We start from the raw sequence: 21,402 nt of genomic DNA on the forward strand, positions 1-21,402 counted from the left end.
CCCTCCGGGGCGCTTGGCAGGGAAGCCTCTCGGAAGTAGCCGGGCGGACCGCCGTTCTTTCAGTGGAACAGGACGCTGGCGGCGGCCTGGGCGGCCGAGACGATCGGCGCGGGGAACAGGAAGAAGAAGCCGGTGAACAGGCCGGTAGCGGCGACGACCAGGGACAGCGAAGCGGGACGCGGATCGAAGCGTTCCGCAGGCGCGTCGAAATACATCACCTTGATGATGCGGATGTAATAGAACGCGCCCACCACGCTGGTCAGCACGCCGATCACCGCCAGCGTCCACAGGCCCGACTGCACGGCGGCCAGGAAGATGTACAGCTTGGCGAAGAAGCCCGACATCAGCGGGATGCCGGCCAGGCTGAACATGAACACCGCCAGGGCCAGGGCCAGGGCCGGATCGTTGGAGGCCAGGCCGGCCAGGTCGGAGATCTTCTCCACTGCCTGGCCCTTGCGCCGCATCGCCAGGATGCAGCCGAACGTGCCCGCGGTCATGAAGACATAGATGACCATGTAGACCAGCGTGCCGCGCACGCCCTGCGCCGACCCGACGGCCAGGCCGATCAGCGCATAGCCCATGTGGCCGATCGACGAATAGGCCATCAGCCGCTTGATGTTGCTCTGTCCGATCGCCGCCAGCGCGCCGAGGATCATCGAGCAGATCGACACGATCACCACCAGCTCCTGCCAGGCGCCGACCAGGCCGGAGAAGGAGGTGCCCATGACCCGCAGCAGCAGCGACATCGCCGCCACTTTCGGCGCCGTAGCGAAGAACACGGTGACCGGGGTCGGCGCGCCTTCATAGACATCGGGCGTCCACATGTGGAACGGCACGGCGGAAACCTTGAACGCCAGTCCCACCAGCACGAAGACGATGCCGACGACGAGGCCTGGCGTCGCATTGGCCGGTCCGACCAGAAGCGCCTTCAGCGCCATCAGGTCCATGGTGCCGGAAAAGCCGTAGACCAGGGAGATGCCGTACAGCAGCAGGCCGGACGCCAGGCTGGACAGCACGAAGTATTTCAACCCCGCCTCGGACGACCGCAGTTCGTCACGCGAAGAGGCCGCCAGCACGTAGAGCGCCAGCGACTGCAGCTCCAGCCCCAGATACAGCGTCATCAGGTTCGACGCCGAGGCCATGATCATCATGCCGACGGTGGAGAACAGCATCAGCACCGGCAGCTCGAACCGCGCGGTGCCCTGCTGACGGTTCCAGTCGAGGGCGAGGATGGTCGAAAGGGCGGCGCCGCACAGGATCAGGATCTGGTTGAAGGCGCTGAACGGGTCGCTGACGAACTGGCCGTGGAAACCGAAGCCCGTGACGCGGGTCAGCACCAGCAGGCCGGCGACCAGGAAGCCGCCGATGGTGAACATCGTACACAGCAGCGTGGAGTCCTGCTTGCGCAGCACGCCGAACACCATGATCGCCATGCCGATGCAGGCCAGGACGATCTCGGGGAGGGCAATGGTCCAGTTCATCAATGCACAAGCTCTGCGAGTTTCGTCAGCGGCGATGCCGCGGGATGAGCAGCCGGCGGCAGGGCTGCGAGGTGAGCAGCCGGCGTGCCTGCCGCGAGGTGGGTATGCGATGCCAGCGCGGCCATGTGGTGCTGCACCATCGCGCCCACGGAGGCGTCGAAGTAGGAGGTGAAGCTTGACGGGTAGACGCCCATCCACAGCGTCAGGACGATCAGCGGCGCGAACACGGCCCACTCGCGCGGGCTGAGGTCGAGGATGTTGCGCAGGTCGTCGCGGGTGATACGACCGAAGATGACCCGGCGGTACAGGTACAGCATGTAGGCCGCGCCCAGGATCATCCCCATCCCGCCCAGCAGGGCCAGCCAGAAGTTCACCTGCAGCGAGCCGACGATCACCAGGAACTCACCGACGAAGCCCGCGGTGCCCGGCAGGCCGACCGAGGCCATCATGAACAGCATGAACACCAGCGCATAGGACGGCATCCGGTCCGCCAGCCCGCCATAACGGGCGATCTCACGCGTATGGATGCGGTCATAGACGACGCCGACGATCAGGAAGAGCGCGCCGGAGACGATGCCGTGCGACAGCATCTGGAAGATCGCGCCGGAAATGCCCTGCACGTTGAAGGTGAAGATGCCGATCGTCACCACGCCCATATGGGCGACGGACGAATAGGCGATCAGCTTCTTCATGTCCTCCTGCGCCAGCGCGACCAGCGAGGTGTAGATCACCGCCACCACCGACAGGGTGTAGATGAAGGGCGCGAAATGCGCCGACGCCTCGGGCAGCATCGGGACCGAGAAGCGCAGGAACCCGTACGCCCCCATCTTCAGCAGCACGCCCGCCAGGATGACGGAGCCGGCGGTCGGCGCCTCCACGTGCGCGTCCGGCAGCCAGGTATGGACCGGCCACATCGGCACCTTCACCGCGAAGGAGGCGAACAGCGCCAGCCACAGCCAGGTCTGCATCGAAGCCGGGAAGGTCGTCTGCAGCAGCGTCGGGATGTCGGTGGTGCCCGCCTGCACCCACATCGCGATCAGCGCCAGCAGCATCAGCACCGACCCGGTCAGGGTGTAGAGGAAGAACTTCACCGCCGCGTAGACGCGCCGCGGGCCGCCCCAGACGCCGATGATCAGGTACATCGGGATCAGCACGCCCTCGAAGAACATGTAGAACACCACGAAGTCGGTGGCGCAGAACATGCCGACCATCATGGTTTCCAGGATCAGGAAGCTCAGCATGAACTCCCGCACCCGGGTGCGGATCGAGTCCCAGCTCGCCAGGATGCAGATCGGCGTCAGTACCGTGGACAGCAGCACGAACAGGATGGAGATCCCGTCGACGCCCATGCTGTAGCCGACCTTGTATTCGGGCAGCCAGGCGACATGCTCATTGAACTGGAAGCCGGGGTCCGAGGGGTCGAACTGCACCCAAAGCACCAGCGACAGCACGAAGACGATCAGGCTGGTCCACAGCGCGGTCCAACGGGCGTTGGAGGCGACGGTCTCCTCATCGCCGCGCACCGACATGATCATCACGCAGCCGACCAGCGGCAGCCAGGTGATCAGCGAGAGGATCGGGAAACCAGCGGCGTTGCCAACAGCAGTCATGGGGGATCACCGGCTCAGCATGAAGATGCCGACGAGGACGACGACCCCGATCAGCATGGCGAAGGCATAGACGGCGAGCGATCCGGTCTGGATGCGAACCACCTGGCGGGAAGAATCCGAGGTCAGTTCGGCGAGCCCGTTCGGCACCCCATCGATCAGCGTGGCGTCGCCGACCTGCCAGAACAGGCGGGACAGCTTGATCGCCGGGCGGACGAAGATGGCGTCGTAGAGCTCGTCGAAATACCACTTGTTCAACAGGAACCGGTAGATGCCGCCGAACTGCTGCGCCAGGCGCACCGGCATCAGCGGGTTGACGATATACATCAGGAAGGCGAGCGCGATGCCCAGGATGCCCATGACCAGCGGCAGGGCGTCAACCCAGCCGGGCACGTCTTCCAGGTGCTCGATCACCTGGTTATGCGGGCCGTTGAAGATCGCGCCGTTCCAGAAATGCTGCCAGTCGGCCCCGATGAACCAGGTGTCCAGGGCGAAGCCTGCGACCACGGCCCCGATCGCCAGCACGATCAGCGGCACCAGCATCACCCACGGGCTTTCATGCGCATGCTCCAGCACATGATGGTCCGCTCGGCTCTTGCCGTGGAAGGTCATGAACAGCAGCCGCCAGGAGTAGAAGGCGGTCAGGAACGCGGCCAGTACCGTGCAGACGAAGGCATAGGTGCCGATGCCGGTATGCGCGGCATAGGTCGCGGCGATGATCGCGTCCTTGGAGTAGGACCCGGCGAAAGGCGGGATGCCGGCCAGGGCGAGGTTGCCGATCCACATCACGGTGCAGGTCACCGGGATGATCTTCGCCAGCCCGCCCATCTTGCGCATGTCCTGCTCGTCCGACATCGCGTGGATGACCGAACCGGCCGACAGGAACAGCAGCGCCTTGAAGAAGGCGTGGGTGATCAGGTGGAATATGCTCGCCTGATAGGCGCCGACGCCGGCGGCGGCGAACATATAGCCCAACTGCGAACAGGTCGAATAGGCGATCACCCGCTTGATGTCGTTCTGCGTGCAGCCGATGGTCGCCGCGAAGAACGCGGTGGAGGCACCGATGAAGGTGACGAAGCCCAGCACCGTCGGCGCGTATTCCATCAGCGGCGACATGCGCGCCATCAGGAACACGCCCGCGGTCACCATGGTCGCGGCATGGATCAGGGCGGAGACCGGCGTCGGCCCTTCCATCGCGTCCGGCAGCCAGACATGGAAGCCAAGCTGGGCGGACTTGCCCATGGCGCCGATGAACAGCAGCAGCCCCATCACCTCGATGGCCGAGAACCGGCCGCCCAGGATCGAATAGGTGTCGTTGATGTGCTGGGTGACGGCAGGGAAGATGACCTGGAACTCGATCGAGCCGAACTTGAAGAAGATCAGCGCCAGCCCGACCGCGAAGGGCAGGTCGGCGACGCGGTTGACGATGAACGCCTTGATCGCCGCGGCGCAGGCGGACGGACGGTCATACCAGTAGCCGATCAGCAGGTAGGAGCAGAGACCCACGCCTTCCCAGCCGAAGAACAGCTGCAACAGGTTGTCGGCCGTCACCAGCATCAGCATGGCGAAGGAGAACAGCGACAGGTAGGCGAAGAACCGGTAGCGCGGACGAGCGTCGTGACCCATGTAGCCGACGGAATAGACGTGGATCAGCATGGAGACGAACGACACCATGGCGACCATCGCGGCCGACAGCGTGTCGTAGCGCAGCGCCCATTGCACGTGGAACCGTCCGGACTCGACCCAGGTGCCCAGGTCCAGCACGCCGGGCGAGGCGCCGCCGGTCAGCGAGAAGAACGCGACCGGCCCGCAGATCGCGGCGATGACCATGCCGGCGATGGAAAACCCCATCGCAGCCTTGTCGCCGATGAACCGGCCCAGCAGGCCGGCGATGGCGGCCCCCGCGAGCGGGGCGAAGACAGCGATCGCGTAGATCATGCGCGCGCCTTTCTCAGAACTGACACCTGACCACTGACCACTGTTCTTCAGCCCTTCATCAGGTTGACGTCCTCAACCTGGATCGATCCGCGATTGCGGAAATAGATGACGACAATGGCCAGCCCGATGGCCGCCTCGGCTGCCGCGACGGTCAGCACCAGCATCGCCATGACCTGGCCGACGAGATCGCCATGCGCGGCGGAGAAGGCGACGAGGTTCAGGTTGACCGACAGCAGGATCAGCTCGATCGCCATCAGGATGATGATGATGTTCTTCCGGTTGAGGAAGATGCCGAAGATGCCGAGGACCAGGAGGATGGCCGACACGACGAGGTAATGGTCGAGACCGACTGCCATCATGGGGCTGGTTCCTGGCTGGTGATGAGCGCCGCGGCGGCCGTCAAGGCCGGGCCTGGCCTCGTCAGGGTGACGTCCGATCCGGGAACGAAGACGTGGGTTTCGTCATGGCGCGGGAACGGCTCGTCCACCCGCGACTTGCGAACGGGACGGCAGCAAAGTCGCTGATGGCCGGGCCAAGCCAGGCCATGACGCACGGCGGAGGCTTTCGGCTCAATGATCATGGCCGTGCCCACCATGCCCATGATCGTCATGCCCATGATCGTCATGCCCCTGGCCGCCATGCCCGTGGCCGCCATGGTCCCCGACCGGCTCCGGCTCCGTCACCTTGGGCTTGAGGAAGCCGCCCGCCTGGGAAACGCCCATGCCGACCTGGACCGACATCAGCTCCAGCGTCTCGGTCACCGTCCGTTCGGTCTGCACCCGGATGTCCTGGTGCCGCGAGGTGCGGCGGTCGCGCAGCGTCAGCACGATCGCGCCCATCATCGCGACCAGCAGCACGAGCCCGGCGGTCTGGAACAGGAAGACATAGTCGGTATAGAGCACCCGGCCCAGCGCCTCGGTGTTCGACATGCCCGCCGGCGCCGGCGACATGTGCAGCTGCACCGCACCGGGCGCCAGCTTCCAGCCGCCGAGGACGATCGCCAGCTCGATGAACAGCACCACGCCCACCGTGGCGCCGATCGGCAGGTAGCGCTGGAAGCCGCTGCGCAACTCCGCGAAGTCGACGTCGAGCATCATCACGACGAACAGGAACAGCACCGCGACCGCACCGACATAGACGATGACCAGGATCATCGCCAGGAACTCGGCGCCTGCGATCAGGAACAGCGCGGCGGCGTTGAAGAACGCCAGGATCAGGAACAGCACCGAATGGACCGGATTGCGCGCACTGACCACCATCGCCGCCGAGGCCAGCAGGATGGCCGCGAAGATGTAGAAGAGGATGGTGGTGATCATCGATAGGGCGCGTCCAGTTCCAGCCGGCGCGCCAGTTCCGGCTCCCACCGGTCGCCGTTCGCGAGCAGCTTGTCCTTGTTGTACATCAGCTCTTCCCGCGTCTCGGTCGCGAACTCGAAGTTCGGACCTTCGACGATGGCATCGACCGGGCAGGCTTCCTCGCAAAGGCCGCAATAGATGCACTTGGTCATGTCGATGTCATAACGCGTGGTGCGGCGGGAGCCGTCGGCGCGCGGTTCGGCCTCGATCGTGATCGCCTGGGCGGGACAGATCGCCTCGCACAGCTTGCAGGCGATGCAGCGCTCCTCGCCGTTCGGATAGCGGCGCAGCGCATGCTCGCCCTTGAAGCGGGGCGAGATCGGGCCTTTCTCGAACGGATAGTTGATGGTGACCTTGGGCTTGAAGAAATAGCGCAGCGTCAGGCCGAGCCCGGCGACGAGCTCACCCAGCAGCAGGCTGCGCGCGGTGCGGTCGAGGAATGCCATCAGAGGGACTCCTGCGGATGGGTCCAAGGGTGCAACCCGTCACGGCGGGCGAAGGCCCGCCATCCATGCCTGCCGGCAACGGTGGCGGGAAAAGGCGCGGATGACCGGCCTGCGCCGGCCATGACGGAAACGGGGACGATAACGCTATGCATTGGGCAGCCACCCGAACGCCAGCAGCGCGCCCGCCGTGATCACCAGCCACAGCAGCGACAGCGGCAGGAACACCTTCCAGCCCAGCCGCATCAACTGGTCGTACCGGTAGCGCGGGAAGGTCGCGCGCACCCACAGGAAGCAGAACAGCACGAAGCAGATCTTCAGCACGAACCAGACCACGCCGGGGATCCAGGTGAACGGCTCGACATTGAACGGCGCGAGCCAGCCCCCCAGGAACAGGATCGAGGTCATCGCGCTCATGAGGATCATGTTCGCGTATTCACCCAGGAAGAACAGCGCGAAGCTCATCGACGAATACTCGACGAAGAACCCCGCCACGATCTCCGATTCGCCTTCGGGGATGTCGAACGGGGACCGGTTCGTCTCCGCCAGCGCCGAGATGAAGAACACGATGAACATCGGGAACAGCGGGATGCAGAACCACAGATGCGTCTGTGCCCGCACGATGTCCGACAGGTTCAGCGATCCCACGCACAGCAGTACCGAGACCAGCACGAACCCCATGGACACTTCGTAGCTGACCATCTGCGCCGCCGACCGCAGCGCGCCCAGGAACGCGTATTTCGAGTTCGACGCCCAGCCGGCGATGATGATGCCGTAGACGCCCAGCGAGGAGATCGCGAACAGGTACAGGATGCCGACATTGATGTCGGCGGCCACCCAGCCCGCGTTCACCGGGATCACCGCCCAGGCCAGCATCGCCAGCGCGAAGGTCAGCATCGGCGCCATCAGGAACAGCACGCGGTTGGCGCCGGAGGGGATCACCGTCTCCTTCATCAGCATTTTCAGCGCGTCGGCGAAAGGCTGCATCAGGCCGAACGGCCCGACGACGTTCGGTCCCTTGCGCAGCTGGATCGCCGCCAGGACCTTGCGTTCGGCATAGGTCAGGTAGGCGACGCCGATCAGCAGCGGCACCAGCAGCAGCAGCGCTTCCAGGAAGGTCAGGATCACCAGGCCGAGATTGGTGTTGTAGAAGAAGTCGTACATCGGGCTACTCCGCCGCGAGCGCGGGGGTGGACCGAGCGGCGACGCACTGGGCCATGGTGGGGCTGGCGCGGCTGATCGGGTCGGTCTGGAAATAGTTCGGCACCGCGGAGACGAAGGGCGCGTCGCTCAGCACCGCCGGGTCCCCATGGGGACCGGTATGGTCGGTGCAGCCGAACCGCGCGAGCGAGCCGACATGGCCGAACACCGGGTTGATCGCGACCATGCGGGCGCGCAGCGCCTCGATCGTGTCATAGGGCAGCGTCTTGCCGAAGACGGCGCTGAACGCCCGCAGGATGCGCCAGTCCTCGCGCGCCTCGCCGGGCGGGTAGATCGCCATGAAGCCGCGCTGCACCCGGCCCTCGGTGTTGACATAGGTGCCGGACTTCTCGGTATAGGCGGCGCCCGGCAGGATCACGTCGGCCCGCTGGGCGCCGGCGTCGCCGTGATGGCCCTGGTAGACCACGAAGGTGCCGGCGCCGATCCGACCGGTGTCGAACGCATCCGCGGCGAGCAGCCACAGGAAATCGACCCCGCCGCCCATCATCGCGTCCAGGCCCTTGCCGTTCGGTCCCGGCAGGAAACCGAGGTCGAGCGCGCCGACGCGGCCGGCCGCGGTGTGCAGCACGTTGAACCCGTGCCAGTCGGCGGACAGCGCCCCCACCTGCGCGGCCAGCCGCCACGCGGCGGCCAGCACCGCCGACCCGTCGGGACGCGCCAACGCGCCCTGCCCGACGATGATCATCGGCTTCTTCGCACCCGCCAGCACCTTGGCGAACTCATGCGTGCCGGCCTGCAGCGCGGTCAGCACCGACGGCGACGCGCCCAGCGGCACGACCTTGTAGGTCAGGTCGGCGTCGGCGCCGATCAGCCCGATCGGCATGCCGTTGTTCAGCCACGCCTTGCGGATGCGGGCGTTCAGCACCGGCGCCTCGGTGCGCGGGTTGGCGCCGACGATCAGCACCGCGTCGGCATCCTCGATCCCGGCGATGCTGGTGTTGAAGCAGTAGAAATCGCGGCGCGACGCATCGAGCCGTGCGCCGTCCTGGCGGCAGTCGATATTCTCCGACCCCAGGCCGGCCATCAGGTCCTTCAGCGCCAGCACGCTCTCGGCATCGACCTGGTCGCCCGCGATGGCGCCGATCTGCGCACCGGACAGCGGCTTGAGCTTCGCGGCGACGACGGAGAACGCCTCGTTCCAGCTGGCGGCGCGCAGCTTGCCGTTCTCCCGCACCCAGGGGCGGTCGAGGCGGCGGCGCTTCAGCCCGTCCAGCGCGAAGCGGGTCTTGTCGCCGATCCACTCCTCGTTCACGTCCTCGTTGATGCGCGGCAGGATGCGCAGCACCTCGGCGCCGCGGGCATCGACGCGGATGTTCGCGCCGACGGCGTCCATGACGTCCACGCTGTCGACCTTCGCCAGCTCCCACGGGCGGGCGACGAAGGCATAGGGCTTGGAGGTCAGCGCGCCGACCGGGCAGAGATCGATGATGTTGCCGGAGAGTTCGGAGCCCAGCGCCTTCTCGACATAGGTGCCGACTTCCATGTGCTCGCCGCGCGCCGTGGCGCCCAGGTCGGGGACGCCCGCGACCTCGGTGATGAAGCGGATGCAGCGCGTGCAGTGGATGCAGCGGTTCATCGACGTCTTCACCAGCGGGCCGAGGTTCTTGTCGGGCACGGCGCGCTTGTTCTCGGCATAACGCGAGTGGTCCATGCCGTAGCCCATGGCCTGGTCCTGCAGGTCGCACTCGCCGCCCTGGTCGCAGATCGGGCAGTCCAGCGGGTGGTTGATCAACAGGAATTCCATCACGCCGCGGCGGGCGTTGCGGACCATGGGGGAGTCGGTATGCACGACCATGCCGTCGGCGACCGGATAGCCGCAGGAGGCGATGGGCTTGGGCGGCGCTTTCTCCACCTCCACCAGGCACATGCGGCAGTTGCCGGCGATGGACAGGCGTTCATGGTAGCAGAAGCGCGGGACCTCGATGCCCGCCGCTTCGGCTGCCTGGATGATGGTCGACCCGTTGGGGACTTCGACCGTTTTGCCGTCGATGGTGACTTTGGCCATGATCAAGCGGGCCTTTTGGTTTCAAGCGGGCGCATCTTGCCGTGATGGCCAGGCGAGTCCCGATGGGCATCGGGATCAGCGGATGTGGAGCACCGACGCCCATAAGGCCAGGCCAGGTCACGACACAGCACGGACATCCGCATCACTCCGCCGCCATCGGCATGGGTTTCGCACCGCGCGCCTTGTAGGCGGCGATGCGCTCCTCCATCACCGGGCGGAAATGCCGGATCAGGCCCTGGATCGGCCAGGCGGCGGCGTCGCCCAGGGCGCAGATCGTGTGGCCTTCGACCTGCTTGGTCACCTGCTCCAGGGTGTCGATCTCGGACGGGTCGGCGCGTCCTTCGACCATGCGGGTCATCACGCGCCACATCCAGCCGGTGCCCTCGCGGCACGGCGTGCATTGGCCGCAGCTCTCATGCATGTAGAACTTGGACAACCGGGCGATCGCCTTGATCACGTCGGTGGACTTGTCCATGACGATGACCGCGGCGGTGCCCAGGCCCGACCGCACGGCGCGCAGGCTGTCGAAATCCATCAGCACCTCGTCGCAGATGGATTTGGGCAGCAACGGCACCGACGACCCGCCGGGGATCACCGCCAGCAGGTTGTCCCAGCCGCCGCGCACGCCGCCGGCATATTTCTCCAGCAGCTCCTTCATCGGGATGCCCAGCTCTTCCTCGACATTGCAGGGCTTGTTCACGTGGCCCGAGATGCAGAACAGCTTGGTGCCGGTGTTGTTCTGCCGCCCCAGGCTGGTGAACCAGGCAGCCCCGCGCCGCAGGATCGTGGGCGAGACCGCGATCGATTCGACGTTGTTCACCGTGGAGGGGCAGCCATACAGCCCGACGCCCGCCGGGAACGGCGGCTTCATCCGCGGCATGCCCTTCTTGCCTTCCAGGCTTTCGATCAGGGCCGTTTCCTCGCCGCAGATATAGGCCCCTGCCCCGCGATGCACGACGATGTCGAAATCATAGCCGGACCCGCAGGCGTTCTTGCCGATCAGCCCGGCCGCGTAGGCCTCGTCGACCGCATGCTGCAGGACGACCGATTCGTTGAAGAACTCGCCGCGGATATAGATGAACGCCGCGCAGGCGCCCATGGCGAAGCCGGCGACCAGGCAGCCCTCGACCAGCTTGTGCGGGTCGTGGCGGAGAATGTCGCGGTCCTTGCAGGTGCCCGGTTCGGACTCGTCGGCGTTCACGACCAGGTAGCATGGCCGGTCCGATTGTTTCGGCATGAACGACCATTTCAGCCCGGTCGGGAACCCTGCCCCGCCGCGCCCGCGCAGGCCGCTGTCCTTCATCTCCTGGACGATGTTGTCGCGTCCGCGCTCCAGCAGCGCCTTGGTGTTGTCCCAGTCGCCCCGCTTGCGCGCACCCGCCAGGAACGGGTCATGCAGGCCGTAGAGGTTGGTGAAGATGCGGTCTTTGTCCTGCAGCATCTCAGCCCTCCGTCCCCGCCGGGGTCGTCCCTGCCGGCGGCGCGAATTCCAGCGTGGTCAGTGTCGTCGGCCCGCCCTCGGGCGCCGAGGTCTGCCGCCCGGCCATCGATCCCGGCTTGGGCCGCTCGCCCCGGCGCAGCGCCGCCAGCAGTTCGGCCACCTTGCCGCCATCCATGTCCTCATAGAAGTCGTCGTCCACCTGCAGGATCGGCGCGTTCACGCAGGCGCCGAGGCATTCGACCTCGGTCATCGTGAACATGCCGTCCGCGCTTGTCTCGCCCCAGCCCTGGATGCCCGTCTCCTTGCGGCAGGCGGCGGTGACTTCGTCCGATCCGCGCAGCCAGCAGGGGGTCGTGGTGCAGACCTGCAAATGATAGGTGCCGACCGGCTTCGTGTTGAACATGAAATAGAAGGTCGCGACCTCATAGACCCGGATCGGCGCCATCCCCAGCCGGTGCGCCACCGCGTCCATCGCCTTCACCGGCACCCAGGCGCTGCCGGTCTGCCGCTTCATCTGCCGCTGCGCGACATACAGCGAGGGGATCACCGCGCTCGCCTGCCGGCCGGGCGGATACTCGGCGACGATCTTCGCGATCTCCGCCTCGCTTTCGGCGTCGAAGGCGAAACTGTCGGGCTGCACGACCGGCGTGCTGGAGGACTCTGCCATGGTCTACCTGTCGATCTCGCCGAACACGACGTCCATCGATCCGACGATCGCGGACACGTCGGCCAGCATGTGCCGTCGGGACATCACGTCGGTCGCCTGCAGGAAGGCGAAACCGGTCGGCCTGATCTTGCAGCGGTACGGCTTATTGGTTCCGTCCGCAACCAGATACACCCCGAACTCGCCTTTCGGCGTCTCGACCACGGTGTAGGTCGAGCCGGCGGGGACGTGATAACCTTCGGTATACAGCTTGAAGTGATGGATCAGCGCTTCCATCGAGTGCTTCATCTCGGCGCGCGACGGCGGCGTGAACTTGCGGTCCTGCACCTTCACCGGGCCGATCGGCATCTTCGCCAGCGCCTGCCTGATGATCTTCACGCTCTCGCGCATCTCGGCCAGGCGCACCAGGTAACGATCGTAACAATCACCGTTGCGCCCGACCGGCACCTGGAACTCGACTTCGGCATACTTGTCATAGGGCTGCGCGCGCCTGAGGTCCCACGGCACGCCCGAGGCGCGCAGCGGCGGTCCGGAAAAACCCCATGCCAGCGCCATCTCGGGCGGCACCACGCCGATATCGACCAGCCGCTGCTTCCAGATGCGGTTGGAGGTCAGCAGGGACTCCAGATCGTCGACAAATTTCGGAAACGTCTCGGCCCAGGCTGCGATCTTGTCGGTCAGGCCGGCCGGCAGGTCCTTCGCCACGCCGCCGGGACGGAAGTAGTTCGCATGCAGCCGAGCGCCGGAGGCCGCCTCGTGGAACTCCATCAGCTTTTCGCGTTCCTCGAACCCCCACAGGCTGGGAGTGATCGCACCGACGTCCAGCGCGAAGGTCGTGACGTTCAGCAGGTGGTTCAGCACCCGCGTGATCTCGGCGAACAGCACCCGGATCCACTGCGCCCGGTCCGGCGCGGTGATGCCCAGAAGCTTCTCGACGGCCAGCGCGAAGGCATGCTCCTCGCACATCGGCGAGACGTAATCGAGCCGGTCGAAATACGGCACCACCTGCGCATAGGTGCGGTATTCGATCAGCTTCTCGGTGCCCCGGTGCAGCAGGCCGATATGCGGGTCGGCGCGCTCCACCACCTCCCCGTCCATTTCCAGGATCAGGCGCAGCACCCCGTGCGCGGCCGGGTGCTGCGGGCCGAAATTGATCGCGTGGCTGTCGATCTCGACCGTCTTGCGGCCCGGTTCGGCCTCGTAGGGAGAGGTCTTCACCGCCTCGCTCATGATGCCTTCCCTTCGGATGCCTTGGCGTTGGCCTTGGCCTCAGCCTCCGCCTCGGCCTGGCGCTCCTTGAAGACTTTCTCGTCGCCCGGCAGCGTGGTCATGCCTTCCCACGGGCTGAGGAAGTCGAAGCTGCGCCAGTCCTGCGTCAGCCGGACAGGCTCGTAGACGACGGCCTTGCGATCCTCGTCGTACCGGACCTCGGTATAGCCGGTCAGGGGGAAGTCCTTGCGCATCGGATGCCCCTCGAAGCCATAATCCGTCAGGATCCGGCGCAGGTCCGGCTGCCCCTCGAACACCACGCCGTACAGGTCCCAGGTCTCCCGCTCCCACCAGGTGGCGGCAGGCCAGACCGTGTGGACGGACGGAACGGGCGTGGTCTCGCTGGCGGTGCAGATCACCCGCACCCGCTGGTTCAGCGTCACCGACAGCAGATTGTAGACGACATCGAACCGTTCGGTCCGATCCGGCCAGTCGACGCCGCAAAGGTCCATCACCTGCTCGAACGCGAAGCGCGGATCGTCGCGCAGCGTGGTCATGACGGACAGCAGCCGCTCCCTCTCGGCGTCGACCATCAGCTCGTCCTTGTCGATCCGCCACCCGGTGACGCCGGGGATGGTGGCGATCGCCTGGCCCAGCAGCTCCATCGGAGTCGGCGGGGGCGGCGGAGGCGGCGCCTCGGTCTGTGTCTCTTCAGCCACGGAGGATCGTTCCCGTGCGGCGGATCTTCTTCTGCAACTGCATGATCCCGTAGACCAGCGCCTCGGCCGTCGGCGGGCAGCCGGGGACGTAGATGTCCACCGGCAACACGCGGTCGCAGCCGCGCACGACGGAGTAGCTGTAGTGGTAGTAGCCGCCGCCGTTGGCGCAGCTTCCCATGCTGATGACCCAGCGCGGCTCCGGCATCTGGTCGTAAACGCGGCGCAGCGCCGGGGCCATCTTGTTGGTCAGCGTGCCGGCGACGATCATCACGTCGGACTGCCGGGGCGAGGCGCGCGGGATGATGCCCAGCCGATCGAGGTCATAGCGCGGCATGTAGGCGTGGATCATCTCCACCGCGCAGCAGGCCAGGCCGAACGTCATGGGCCACAGACTGCCGGTGCGCGCCCAGTTCACCACCTTGTCGATATTGGCGACCAGGAAGCCCTTGTCGGCCAACTCCCCGGTGATGCCCTTGATCACCGCGTCCTGTTCGGGCCCCGGCGGCAGGGCGTCCCGGTTCCAGGCAATGGTCGTATCACTCATGCGGCAGCTCCCACGGGCCTCTGGAGGCTCATTCCCACTCCAGCGCGCCCTTGCACCATTCATAGATGAACCCGACCGTCAACACGGCCAGGAAGGCGATCATCGACCAGAAGCCGAATGCGCCGATCCCCTTCAGCGCCACCGCCCAGGGGAACAGGAAGGCGACCTCCAGGTCGAAGATGATGAACAGGATTGCAACCAGGTAATACCGGACATCGAACCGGCGGCGGGCGTCGTCGAATGCCTCGAACCCGCATTCATAGGCCGACAGTTTTTCCGGATACGGCTTCTGCCGGGCGGCGATGATCGAGCCGCCGACCATGGCCAGGGCGATGCCGCCGGCGATCACCAGGAATACGAGGATCGGCAGATAGCCAAACAGGACAGGCTGCATGATCGGTCCGTGCCTTCAACGCGTCTGTCGCATCCCGGTTTGGCGAAACGGCGCAGCGTTTCGACGGAGCCGTGGTGCGATGCGGCACGTCTTAGACCGATCGTCCGCGGACCGCCATAGGGGGGTGTTGCAGAAACCACCCCCGACCTGGACAGAAAGGACACAGATCGACGCCGCGAAGAAACGGCTGCGCGATTTGCCGCGCGATCCTTTGGGCAGGGGGAGAAATGGCGCGAGTGACGGGGCTCGAACCCGCGACCTCCGGCGTGACAGGCCGGCGCTCTAACCAACTGAGCTACACCCGCAGCGAGGGCGTGCGTTTAGGCTTGGCGTCATCCGCCGTCAAGCGTTTATCGGCGAGATTCGCACCGGTTCCGAACGGCCGCGCATGCCACGGCGGGAAAGGGCGGAACGGCCGGCATGGACACCCGGCGGCTGGTGGGCGGTGACGGATTCGAACCGCCGACCCTCTCGGTGTAAACGAGACGCTCTACCGCTGAGCTAACCGCCCCAGGCGCCCCCGAACGGCCCTGTCGGGACCCGGCCCGTCAAGGCCCGGATCTCGGTCACGGCCCAGACTTCGGTCATGGCCCGGCTTGACCGGGCCATCTCCCGCCCTGAGGCACCGGATGGCCCGGTCGAGCCGGGTCATGACGGTACGGCAGGTGTCCGGTCACGCGGAGGCTGCTCTAGCGACGCCCCCGCGCAAAGTCCAGCGTTGCAGCCGCGCCATGCGGCAGGCGGGCATCAGGCCGCCAGACGCTCCGCCTGCGGGCCGCGCACCAGGCGTCCGGGCAGCGACCCGGTGGCCTCGCCGCCGCGGAACGTCACTGCACCCGACACGATCGTCGCGTCGTAGCCGTGCACCGCCTGCATCAGCCGCTTGCCGCCGGCCGGCAGGTCGCTGACCACATACGGCGCGTCGGCGCCCAGCCGGTCCCAGTCGATCACGTTGACATCGGCCTTCTTGCCCGGCGCCAGCACCCCCCGGTCGTGCAGCCCGGCGGCCTGGGCGGTATCGGACGTCAGGCGGCGGACCAGCTCCGGGACGCTCCAGCGCTGCCGCTCCCGGCCCCAATGCGCCAGCAGCCAAGTCTGGTAGCCGGCGTCCAGGATGAAGGCGACATGCGCCCCGCCGTCGCCCAGGCCCATGATGACGTTGGGATTGTCCAGCAGCGTCTCCGACATCGACAGGTCGCCCGAGGCATAGTTGGCCAGCGTCATGTAGATGAAGTTGGCGCCGTCGTTTTCGATCAGCATGTCATAGGCGATCTCGGGCGCCGGACGGCCCTGGCGGGCGGCGATGGCCGAGATGCTGTCCTGCTTGTTCGGCGTGTAGTTCGGCGGGTTGCCGAAACGGAACATGTAGTCGAAGGACAGGCGGTGGAACAGCGGGAAGGTGCTGCCCTTCTTCGGGTCCTCCGACAGGATCGCCGCGCGGATCGCCGGTTCGGCCATGCGGCGGGCGCGTTCGGCGACCGGCAGGTGGGCGATCTCCTTATAGGTGGGGCAGCCGCTGAACGGGTTCTGGCTGCCGGACAGGCCCAGCAGCACGCCGATCGCGCGCGGCGCCGCCACGGGCCGGATCGGCACGCCGTCCGCGGCCGCCTTGTCGGCATGCGCCACCAGGTCGCGCCAGACGCCGGGACGCGCATGGCGCTGCGTGAGCGTAAACACCGCCGGCCGCCCGCACGCCTCCACCACGCGGCGGAGCATCGCGAACTCCTCGTTATGGTCGGGCATCCATTCCGAGACCATCTCCAGCATCCCGGACCCGGCGTCGGCCATGCCCATCGCGATGCCGCGCAGCTCTTCCTCCTGCGCGCGCAGCGTCGGCGTCGGGTCGCCGCGCAGCGTCTTGTGCGACAGGCTGCGCGAGGTGGAGAAACCGAACGCGCCGGCCTGCATCGCCTCCCGCGTGATCTGGCGCATCTGCGCGATGTCCGCCTGGTTCGCGTTCTCCAGCGCGATCGCCCGGTCGCCCATCACGAACACCCGCACCGCGGCATGCGGCAGCAGCGCGCAGATATCGATGTCGCGCCGCTTGCGCTCCAGCGCGTCAAGGTAACCGGCGAAACTTTCCCACTCCCACTTCAGGCCTTCGTGCATGACCGCGCCGGGGATGTCCTCCACGCCTTCCATCAGCTCGATCAGGCGCTCCCGGTCGGCGGGCTTGCAGGGGGCGAAACCGACGCCGCAATTGCCCATCACCGCCGTGGTAACGCCGTGATGGGAAGACGGGGCCAGATGGCTGTCCCATACCGCCTGCGCGTCGTAATGGGTGTGGATGTCGACGAAGCCCGGCGTCACCAGCTTGCCCTTGGCGTCGATTTCCTCCGCGCCGCCGCTCAGCGCGCCGATCGCGGCGATGCGGCCGCCGACGATGCCGACATCGGCCTCTTTCGGGGCCGATCCGGTCCCGTCGATGACGGTGCCGCCGCGGATCAGCAGGTCGTATTCGGCCATGGTCGCCACTCCCTTCTTTGCTTGGCGCCGATCCTGGGCCAGCCTCCGGCGACTGGCAAGATTCGGGGGCCGCGATGGACATTGGAAGAGCGGAACGGCAGGGCATGGAGCGCGCGCATGTGCGGGCCTGGCCGGCGCTGCGGACGGCGGTGATCGAGGGCTGGCTGTGGCGCGCCTCGGGCGGCGGATCGCAGCGCGCCAACTCGGTGTCGACGATTGATTTCATTGGCAACGACCCCGAGGCGGCGATCGACGCGGTGGAGGCACGCTATCGCGCCGAGGGCATGGTCCCGCGCTTCCAGCTTTTCGACGAGTCCGAACCGCGCGACCTGTCGGAACGGCTGCGCCGCCGCGGCTACCGGCAGACCGAGGCGACGGTCACGCTGTTCAAGCGCCCAATCACTGCGCCAATCGTCGCGCCGGTCGGCGACATCGAGGCCCGCGACCACCCCTGGGACGCCTGGCGCTCGGTCTACCTGGGGGAGATCACCGAGAGCCGGCGCGCGATCAACACGCTGATCCTGGATGGCATCCAGCCCCCCGCGCGGTTCTTCGGCGCCCGTCTCGACGGACGCCTGGCCGCGACCGCGCTGTGCGTGATCGAGGGCGGATGCGCGGTGGTGGAATGCGTGGCGACCGCGTCCTCCGCCCGCCGCCGCGGCGCCGGGCGGATGGTCATGCAGGCGCTGGAGAACTGGGCGGCGGAGCAGCGGGCGGACTGGCTGGGGCTGCAGGTGGTGGCGACGAACGCACCGGCCCTGGGGTTGTACGAAGGCCTGGGCTTCCAGCCGGGAGCGCACAACACGTTCTGGATGCCGCCGGATTGAGGGCCGGCCGGGACAAGCCCCTACGCCTGCCATGACGAAAGCGGTGTAACATGCTGGACACGGCGGCTCGTCGAACTTATCTGCCTTTGAATCAAAGCTGGTCCATCTTGCAACGAAATGCCCAGGATGCGGAGGCAGTTCAGACGAGGAGCAACAGGAGCGTGAGCGACAAGCCGCCGATGACGGAGCGGATTTTGAATGCGGCCAACCGGCTGTTCTACCAGAAGGGCATCCGAGCGGTCGGGGTCGACGCGATCGCGGCAGAGGCCGGGATCAGCAAGCGGTCGCTCTATGACACGTTCCCCTCGAAGGAGGCACTGGTCGCGGCCTATCTGCGCCGGCGCATGCTGCCCGTGCCGCCCAGCGACGACCCGCCGCTGCAGAAGGTCCTCTCGTTGTTCGACTCGCTGCATGGCCGCTTCGCCAGCGGCTCCTTCCGCGGCTGTCCGTTCGTGAACGCGGTGGCGGAAATGGCCGGCGAGTCCGCGGCGGTGGAGGACATCGCCCGCCACTTCAAGGACGACCGGCGCGAGATGGTCACCACCTGGCTGGCCCAGGCCGGCGCGCGGAACCCGCAGGCGCTGGGGGCGCATATCTCGCTGCTGATCGAGGGCGCGTATTCCACCATGCTGCTCTACGGCGATCCCGCCGTCGCCCTCCAGGCCCAGGAAGCCGCTCGGGTGCTCATGCGCGCGGACGGGCTGAATCCACCCTCGGCGGCGAACGAGGCGGCCTGACCGGCATCAAGCCACCGGCATCAAGCCACCGGCATCAAGCCACCGGCACCAAGCCCGCCCATCAAACCCGTCCCTGGCCCGCTTCTGGCCCGCCCCTGGCGCGCGCCCTAGCCGAACGCGCCCACCTCGTGCGTCACCGCCGTCGCGATCTCCCGCACCATTGCGAACAGGCGCCGGATCGGGGCGAAGATCACTTCGTGTTCCTTGGCATAGGCGGACGTCTGCCGTTTCGGCGCCGGTTCGCCATAGTCGCAATCCGCCGCCGGATCGGGCGCGGAGGGGAAGATCTCGGCCAGCATGTTCAACGAGGCGTCGATGTCCAGCCGCAGGATCGCCGCCTCCAGCACCGTGCGCGTCACGCCGTGGCGGGGCGAGAAATCGGGGATCTCGGTCGACAGCAGCCAGATGCGGTGGATCAGCGCCAGCCGCAGCGCGTGCAGCAGGACCTCCCGCGTCTTCATCCGCGGCACGTCGGGCCAGGTCGTGCGCAGCGCCAGGTGATCGGCCGAGATGCGGCGGAACAGCGATTGCGCGGCGGCCCAGATGTCCAGCCGCTCCAGCGCCTTTGCCACCGCGACCAGCGCCTCGGCCCGCCCTTCCCGCTTGGTCTGCGCCGCGCGGTCCAGCCAGGTGCCGGGGTCGAGCGTCGCGATCACCGCGCGCAGCACCTCGATGTCCGAATGCGCCAGCGCGTGCGCGGCGAAATCCGTCGCGCGATGGAAGCGGCGGCTGCTCTGGCGCAGCTCGTTGAACGTCTCGGGGTGGCGCGCGGCCGCGGCGCCGATGCCCTGCAGCGTGTTCGCGCACCAGCCGATCTGCTGGAGGATGGCGTTGTTCGGGATCGCCCGCAGCTCGCTGGGATGGCGGATGCGCGCGGCGGCGCCCATGCCGTCGGTCTGGCGCGCCGAGGGCCGCGAACCGGTCTTGTCCAGCAGCGATGGGCCGAACGCGCCCAGCAGCGCGGCATAGCCGGCGTCCTCCACCAGCCCGTCCATCGCGTTATGGATCGTGGCGAAGAAGTCGGCGGCGAAATCGGGATCGGCATAGACCGGGTCCTCGATCGGCCCGGCGGCGGGGTGATAGGTCTGTTCGGCGATGCGGGTGATCGTTGCCAATGCAAGTTCCGGGGTGCCGAACAGCAGGTAGCCGTCGCCGCCCTGGAACGCCGCTTCCTCACGTACCTTCAACCCGGCCTTGGACAGCGCCTGACGCGAGGCGGTCGGCGAGAGGTATTTCAGCCGGTCGGCCAGCGACCCCGGATGCGCCCCGCGGCCGATGCTCTCGCCATGGGTGTCGAACAGGATCACCTCGACGCCGCTGACGCCGTGGCGTTCCAGCGTCTGGCCGATCTTCAGGCGCAGCCGCTCGATCAGGTAGCTGGCGGCGAGCTGCCCGACGTAGCGGCCGGAATCGGAATAGCCGAACTGCAGCGCCAGCTTGCCGGTCTTCTTCAGGTACTCGCGGTAATGCGGGCTGCGCAGCGCCTCTTCCAGGACCGAGGCGCCCTGCTCCAGCGCCTCGGCGGTCTCGAACAGCGGGCTGATCTCGACATGCTGCTCGATGCCCAGCAGGCGGGCCAGCCACAGCGCGGCCAGCAGCGTGTAGCCAGTCTCGGTCTCGGCGATCAGGAAGCGGACGGGGACGGAGCTGTCGATGTGCTTGACGATCTGCGCGACCGTCATCATCAGCTTGGCGGCCGAGGCGCCCTCGGCGATCAGGGCGCCGAAATCGACCGGTTCGGCCTGCACCGTGTCCAGCGCAGCGTTGATCTTGGCGAACAGGGCGCGGCGGCGCGACGGATCCTCGGGCGGGTCGGAAAAGCCCAGGCGCTGGCGCACCACGTTGTGGATCTGCGCGGCGTTCAGGCGTGTCTGCGTGTGCGCCAGCGCCATGCCGTGGGAGATGAGCCCCGCCCGCGCCGTGGTCAGCGCCAGCTTGTCATGATCGTCCGCGCCGGCGATGGCGTCGCGGAACAGCGGCAGCAACGGCGCCGGGGATGTCAGCGCGGTCTCCCTGCCGTCGATCAGCGCGTGCGCGAACGCAGCGACGGCGGCGGGATCGGGCTGGGACGGACAGGCCTCGATCTGCTTGCCGACCATGTCGCACGCCGCGGCGATGCGTTCGGCCAGCACGGCGGCAGAGCGCAGTTCCGCGGTCTGCGCATGCAGCCGCGCAAGCTGCCGATGCTTCATTTCCAGCCGCAGCTTCAGCGTGTCCCACCAGCCGATATCGGTGCGTCCGTCGGTGTCGTAGCCGACCCAGGTGGACAGCACGACCGGGCGCGGCGCGAGGTCGGTCCAGCGATCCGGCCAGGCGGTGCGGGCAACCGAGATCAGCGCGGCATTGAACCG

General features: G+C 67.1%; 19 protein-coding genes and 2 tRNA genes. 2 read left to right on the forward strand and 19 right to left on the reverse strand.

Annotation, left to right across the window (positions count from 1 at the left end):
• Positions 1 to 59: 59 nt before the first annotated feature.
• The 18 genes from nuoN to VHB27_RS11770 form a co-directional block, all read right to left on the reverse strand.
• Positions 60 to 1,481 (reverse strand): NADH-quinone oxidoreductase subunit NuoN, encoded by a 1,422-nt coding sequence (nuoN, locus tag VHB27_RS11685; RefSeq protein WP_325600511.1) that lies wholly within the window; start codon positions 1,479 to 1,481, stop codon positions 60 to 62.
• Positions 1,481 to 3,091 (reverse strand): NADH-quinone oxidoreductase subunit M, encoded by a 1,611-nt coding sequence (locus VHB27_RS11690; protein ID WP_325600513.1) that lies wholly within the window; start codon positions 3,089 to 3,091, stop codon positions 1,481 to 1,483. The genes nuoN and VHB27_RS11690 overlap by 1 nt, the downstream gene beginning before the upstream one ends.
• Positions 3,092 to 3,097: 6 nt before the next feature.
• Positions 3,098 to 5,026 (reverse strand): NADH-quinone oxidoreductase subunit L, encoded by a 1,929-nt coding sequence (gene nuoL / locus VHB27_RS11695; RefSeq protein ID WP_325600515.1) that lies wholly within the window; start codon positions 5,024 to 5,026, stop codon positions 3,098 to 3,100.
• 47 nt (positions 5,027 to 5,073) lie between these two features.
• Entirely contained in the window at positions 5,074 to 5,382 is a 309-nt protein-coding gene (gene nuoK, locus VHB27_RS11700; protein WP_325600545.1) for an NADH-quinone oxidoreductase subunit NuoK, read from the reverse strand.
• A complete protein-coding gene (locus tag VHB27_RS11705) occupies positions 5,382 to 5,636 on the reverse strand; it encodes a hypothetical protein (RefSeq protein WP_325600517.1) in 255 nt (84 codons plus the stop codon). The genes nuoK and VHB27_RS11705 overlap by 1 nt, the downstream gene beginning before the upstream one ends.
• Positions 5,596 to 6,342 (reverse strand): NADH-quinone oxidoreductase subunit J, encoded by a 747-nt coding sequence (locus tag VHB27_RS11710; protein ID WP_325600519.1) that lies wholly within the window; start codon positions 6,340 to 6,342, stop codon positions 5,596 to 5,598. Before VHB27_RS11710 ends, VHB27_RS11705 begins: the two co-directional genes overlap by 41 nt.
• Positions 6,339 to 6,827, reverse strand: a complete 489-nt coding sequence (nuoI, locus tag VHB27_RS11715) for an NADH-quinone oxidoreductase subunit NuoI (protein WP_325600521.1) — start codon at positions 6,825 to 6,827, stop codon at positions 6,339 to 6,341. Before nuoI ends, VHB27_RS11710 begins: the two co-directional genes overlap by 4 nt.
• 144 nt (positions 6,828 to 6,971) lie before the next feature.
• Positions 6,972 to 7,988, reverse strand: coding sequence for an NADH-quinone oxidoreductase subunit NuoH (nuoH, locus tag VHB27_RS11720; protein WP_325600523.1), 1,017 nt, complete (start codon positions 7,986 to 7,988; stop codon positions 6,972 to 6,974).
• Between the two features lie 4 nt (positions 7,989 to 7,992).
• Positions 7,993 to 10,050 carry an NADH-quinone oxidoreductase subunit NuoG gene (nuoG, locus tag VHB27_RS11725; RefSeq protein WP_325600525.1) on the reverse strand — a complete coding sequence of 686 codons (2,058 nt, stop codon included), beginning with the start codon at positions 10,048 to 10,050 and terminating at the stop codon, positions 7,993 to 7,995.
• Positions 10,051 to 10,192: 142 nt separating this feature from the next.
• Entirely contained in the window at positions 10,193 to 11,491 is a 1,299-nt protein-coding gene (gene nuoF / locus VHB27_RS11730) for an NADH-quinone oxidoreductase subunit NuoF (protein WP_325600527.1), read from the reverse strand.
• 1 nt (position 11,492) lies between these two features.
• A complete protein-coding gene (locus VHB27_RS11735; protein ID WP_325600529.1) occupies positions 11,493 to 12,158 on the reverse strand; it encodes a complex I 24 kDa subunit family protein in 666 nt (221 codons plus the stop codon).
• Between the two features lie 3 nt (positions 12,159 to 12,161).
• The gene (locus VHB27_RS11740) at positions 12,162 to 13,385 is read right to left on the reverse strand and encodes an NADH-quinone oxidoreductase subunit D (protein ID WP_325600531.1); all 1,224 of its coding nucleotides are present in this window, start codon (positions 13,383 to 13,385) and stop codon (positions 12,162 to 12,164) included.
• Positions 13,382 to 14,029 carry an NADH-quinone oxidoreductase subunit C gene (locus VHB27_RS11745; protein WP_325600547.1) on the reverse strand — a complete coding sequence of 216 codons (648 nt, stop codon included), beginning with the start codon at positions 14,027 to 14,029 and terminating at the stop codon, positions 13,382 to 13,384. Before VHB27_RS11745 ends, VHB27_RS11740 begins: the two co-directional genes overlap by 4 nt.
• 46 nt (positions 14,030 to 14,075) lie before the next feature.
• Complete coding sequence (locus VHB27_RS11750; protein ID WP_325600533.1) at positions 14,076 to 14,627, reverse strand: NuoB/complex I 20 kDa subunit family protein; 552 nt, start codon at positions 14,625 to 14,627, stop codon at positions 14,076 to 14,078.
• Between the two features lie 28 nt (positions 14,628 to 14,655).
• Positions 14,656 to 15,021 (reverse strand): NADH-quinone oxidoreductase subunit A, encoded by a 366-nt coding sequence (locus VHB27_RS11755; RefSeq protein WP_325600535.1) that lies wholly within the window; start codon positions 15,019 to 15,021, stop codon positions 14,656 to 14,658.
• A 228-nt stretch (positions 15,022 to 15,249) separates the two neighbouring features.
• Positions 15,250 to 15,326 (reverse strand) — tRNA-Asp (locus tag VHB27_RS11760).
• A 131-nt stretch (positions 15,327 to 15,457) separates the two neighbouring features.
• A tRNA-Val gene (locus tag VHB27_RS11765) sits at positions 15,458 to 15,532 on the reverse strand.
• A 236-nt stretch (positions 15,533 to 15,768) separates the two neighbouring features.
• Entirely contained in the window at positions 15,769 to 17,487 is a 1,719-nt protein-coding gene (locus VHB27_RS11770; RefSeq protein WP_325600537.1) for an N-acyl-D-amino-acid deacylase family protein, read from the reverse strand.
• A gap of 104 nt (positions 17,488 to 17,591) precedes the next feature.
• On the opposite strand from VHB27_RS11770, the gene VHB27_RS11775 reads away from it, so the two are divergent.
• Complete coding sequence (locus tag VHB27_RS11775; protein ID WP_325600539.1) at positions 17,592 to 18,314, forward strand: GNAT family N-acetyltransferase; 723 nt, start codon at positions 17,592 to 17,594, stop codon at positions 18,312 to 18,314.
• A 161-nt stretch (positions 18,315 to 18,475) separates the two neighbouring features.
• Positions 18,476 to 19,051: a TetR/AcrR family transcriptional regulator gene (locus tag VHB27_RS11780; protein WP_325600541.1), complete on the forward strand. Its 576-nt coding sequence runs from the start codon at positions 18,476 to 18,478 to the stop codon at positions 19,049 to 19,051.
• A 107-nt stretch (positions 19,052 to 19,158) separates the two neighbouring features.
• On the opposite strand, the gene VHB27_RS11785 is transcribed toward VHB27_RS11780, so the two are convergent.
• Positions 19,159 to 21,402, reverse strand: a 2,244-nt coding sequence (locus VHB27_RS11785) for a phosphoenolpyruvate carboxylase (RefSeq protein WP_325600543.1), incomplete at its 5' end; no start/stop codon positions are given.

Origin of the sequence: Rhodopila sp., assembly GCF_035548235.1 — a bacterium.
GTDB lineage: Bacteria > Pseudomonadota > Alphaproteobacteria > Acetobacterales > Acetobacteraceae > Rhodopila.

Coding starts and splice junctions, on each gene's coding strand:
- nuoN (WP_325600511.1), bottom strand. CDS start 1,481: ATGAACTGGACCATTGCCCTCCCCGAGATCGTCCTGGCCTGCATCGGC.
- VHB27_RS11690 (WP_325600513.1), bottom strand. CDS start 3,091: ATGACTGCTGTTGGCAACGCCGCTGGTTTCCCGATCCTCTCGCTGATC.
- nuoL (WP_325600515.1), bottom strand. CDS start 5,026: ATGATCTACGCGATCGCTGTCTTCGCCCCGCTCGCGGGGGCCGCCATC.
- nuoK (WP_325600545.1), bottom strand. CDS start 5,382: ATGGCAGTCGGTCTCGACCATTACCTCGTCGTGTCGGCCATCCTCCTG.
- VHB27_RS11705 (WP_325600517.1), bottom strand. CDS start 5,636: ATGACGATCATGGGCATGGTGGGCACGGCCATGATCATTGAGCCGAAA.
- VHB27_RS11710 (WP_325600519.1), bottom strand. CDS start 6,342: ATGATCACCACCATCCTCTTCTACATCTTCGCGGCCATCCTGCTGGCC.
- nuoI (WP_325600521.1), bottom strand. CDS start 6,827: ATGGCATTCCTCGACCGCACCGCGCGCAGCCTGCTGCTGGGTGAGCTC.
- nuoH (WP_325600523.1), bottom strand. CDS start 7,988: ATGTACGACTTCTTCTACAACACCAATCTCGGCCTGGTGATCCTGACC.
- nuoG (WP_325600525.1), bottom strand. CDS start 10,050: ATGGCCAAAGTCACCATCGACGGCAAAACGGTCGAAGTCCCCAACGGG.
- nuoF (WP_325600527.1), bottom strand. CDS start 11,491: ATGCTGCAGGACAAAGACCGCATCTTCACCAACCTCTACGGCCTGCAT.
- VHB27_RS11735 (WP_325600529.1), bottom strand. CDS start 12,158: ATGGCAGAGTCCTCCAGCACGCCGGTCGTGCAGCCCGACAGTTTCGCC.
- VHB27_RS11740 (WP_325600531.1), bottom strand. CDS start 13,385: ATGAGCGAGGCGGTGAAGACCTCTCCCTACGAGGCCGAACCGGGCCGC.
- VHB27_RS11745 (WP_325600547.1), bottom strand. CDS start 14,029: ATGGAGCTGCTGGGCCAGGCGATCGCCACCATCCCCGGCGTCACCGGG.
- VHB27_RS11750 (WP_325600533.1), bottom strand. CDS start 14,627: ATGAGTGATACGACCATTGCCTGGAACCGGGACGCCCTGCCGCCGGGG.
- VHB27_RS11755 (WP_325600535.1), bottom strand. CDS start 15,021: ATGCAGCCTGTCCTGTTTGGCTATCTGCCGATCCTCGTATTCCTGGTG.
- VHB27_RS11770 (WP_325600537.1), bottom strand. CDS start 17,487: ATGGCCGAATACGACCTGCTGATCCGCGGCGGCACCGTCATCGACGGG.
- VHB27_RS11775 (WP_325600539.1), top strand. CDS start 17,592: ATGGAGCGCGCGCATGTGCGGGCCTGGCCGGCGCTGCGGACGGCGGTG.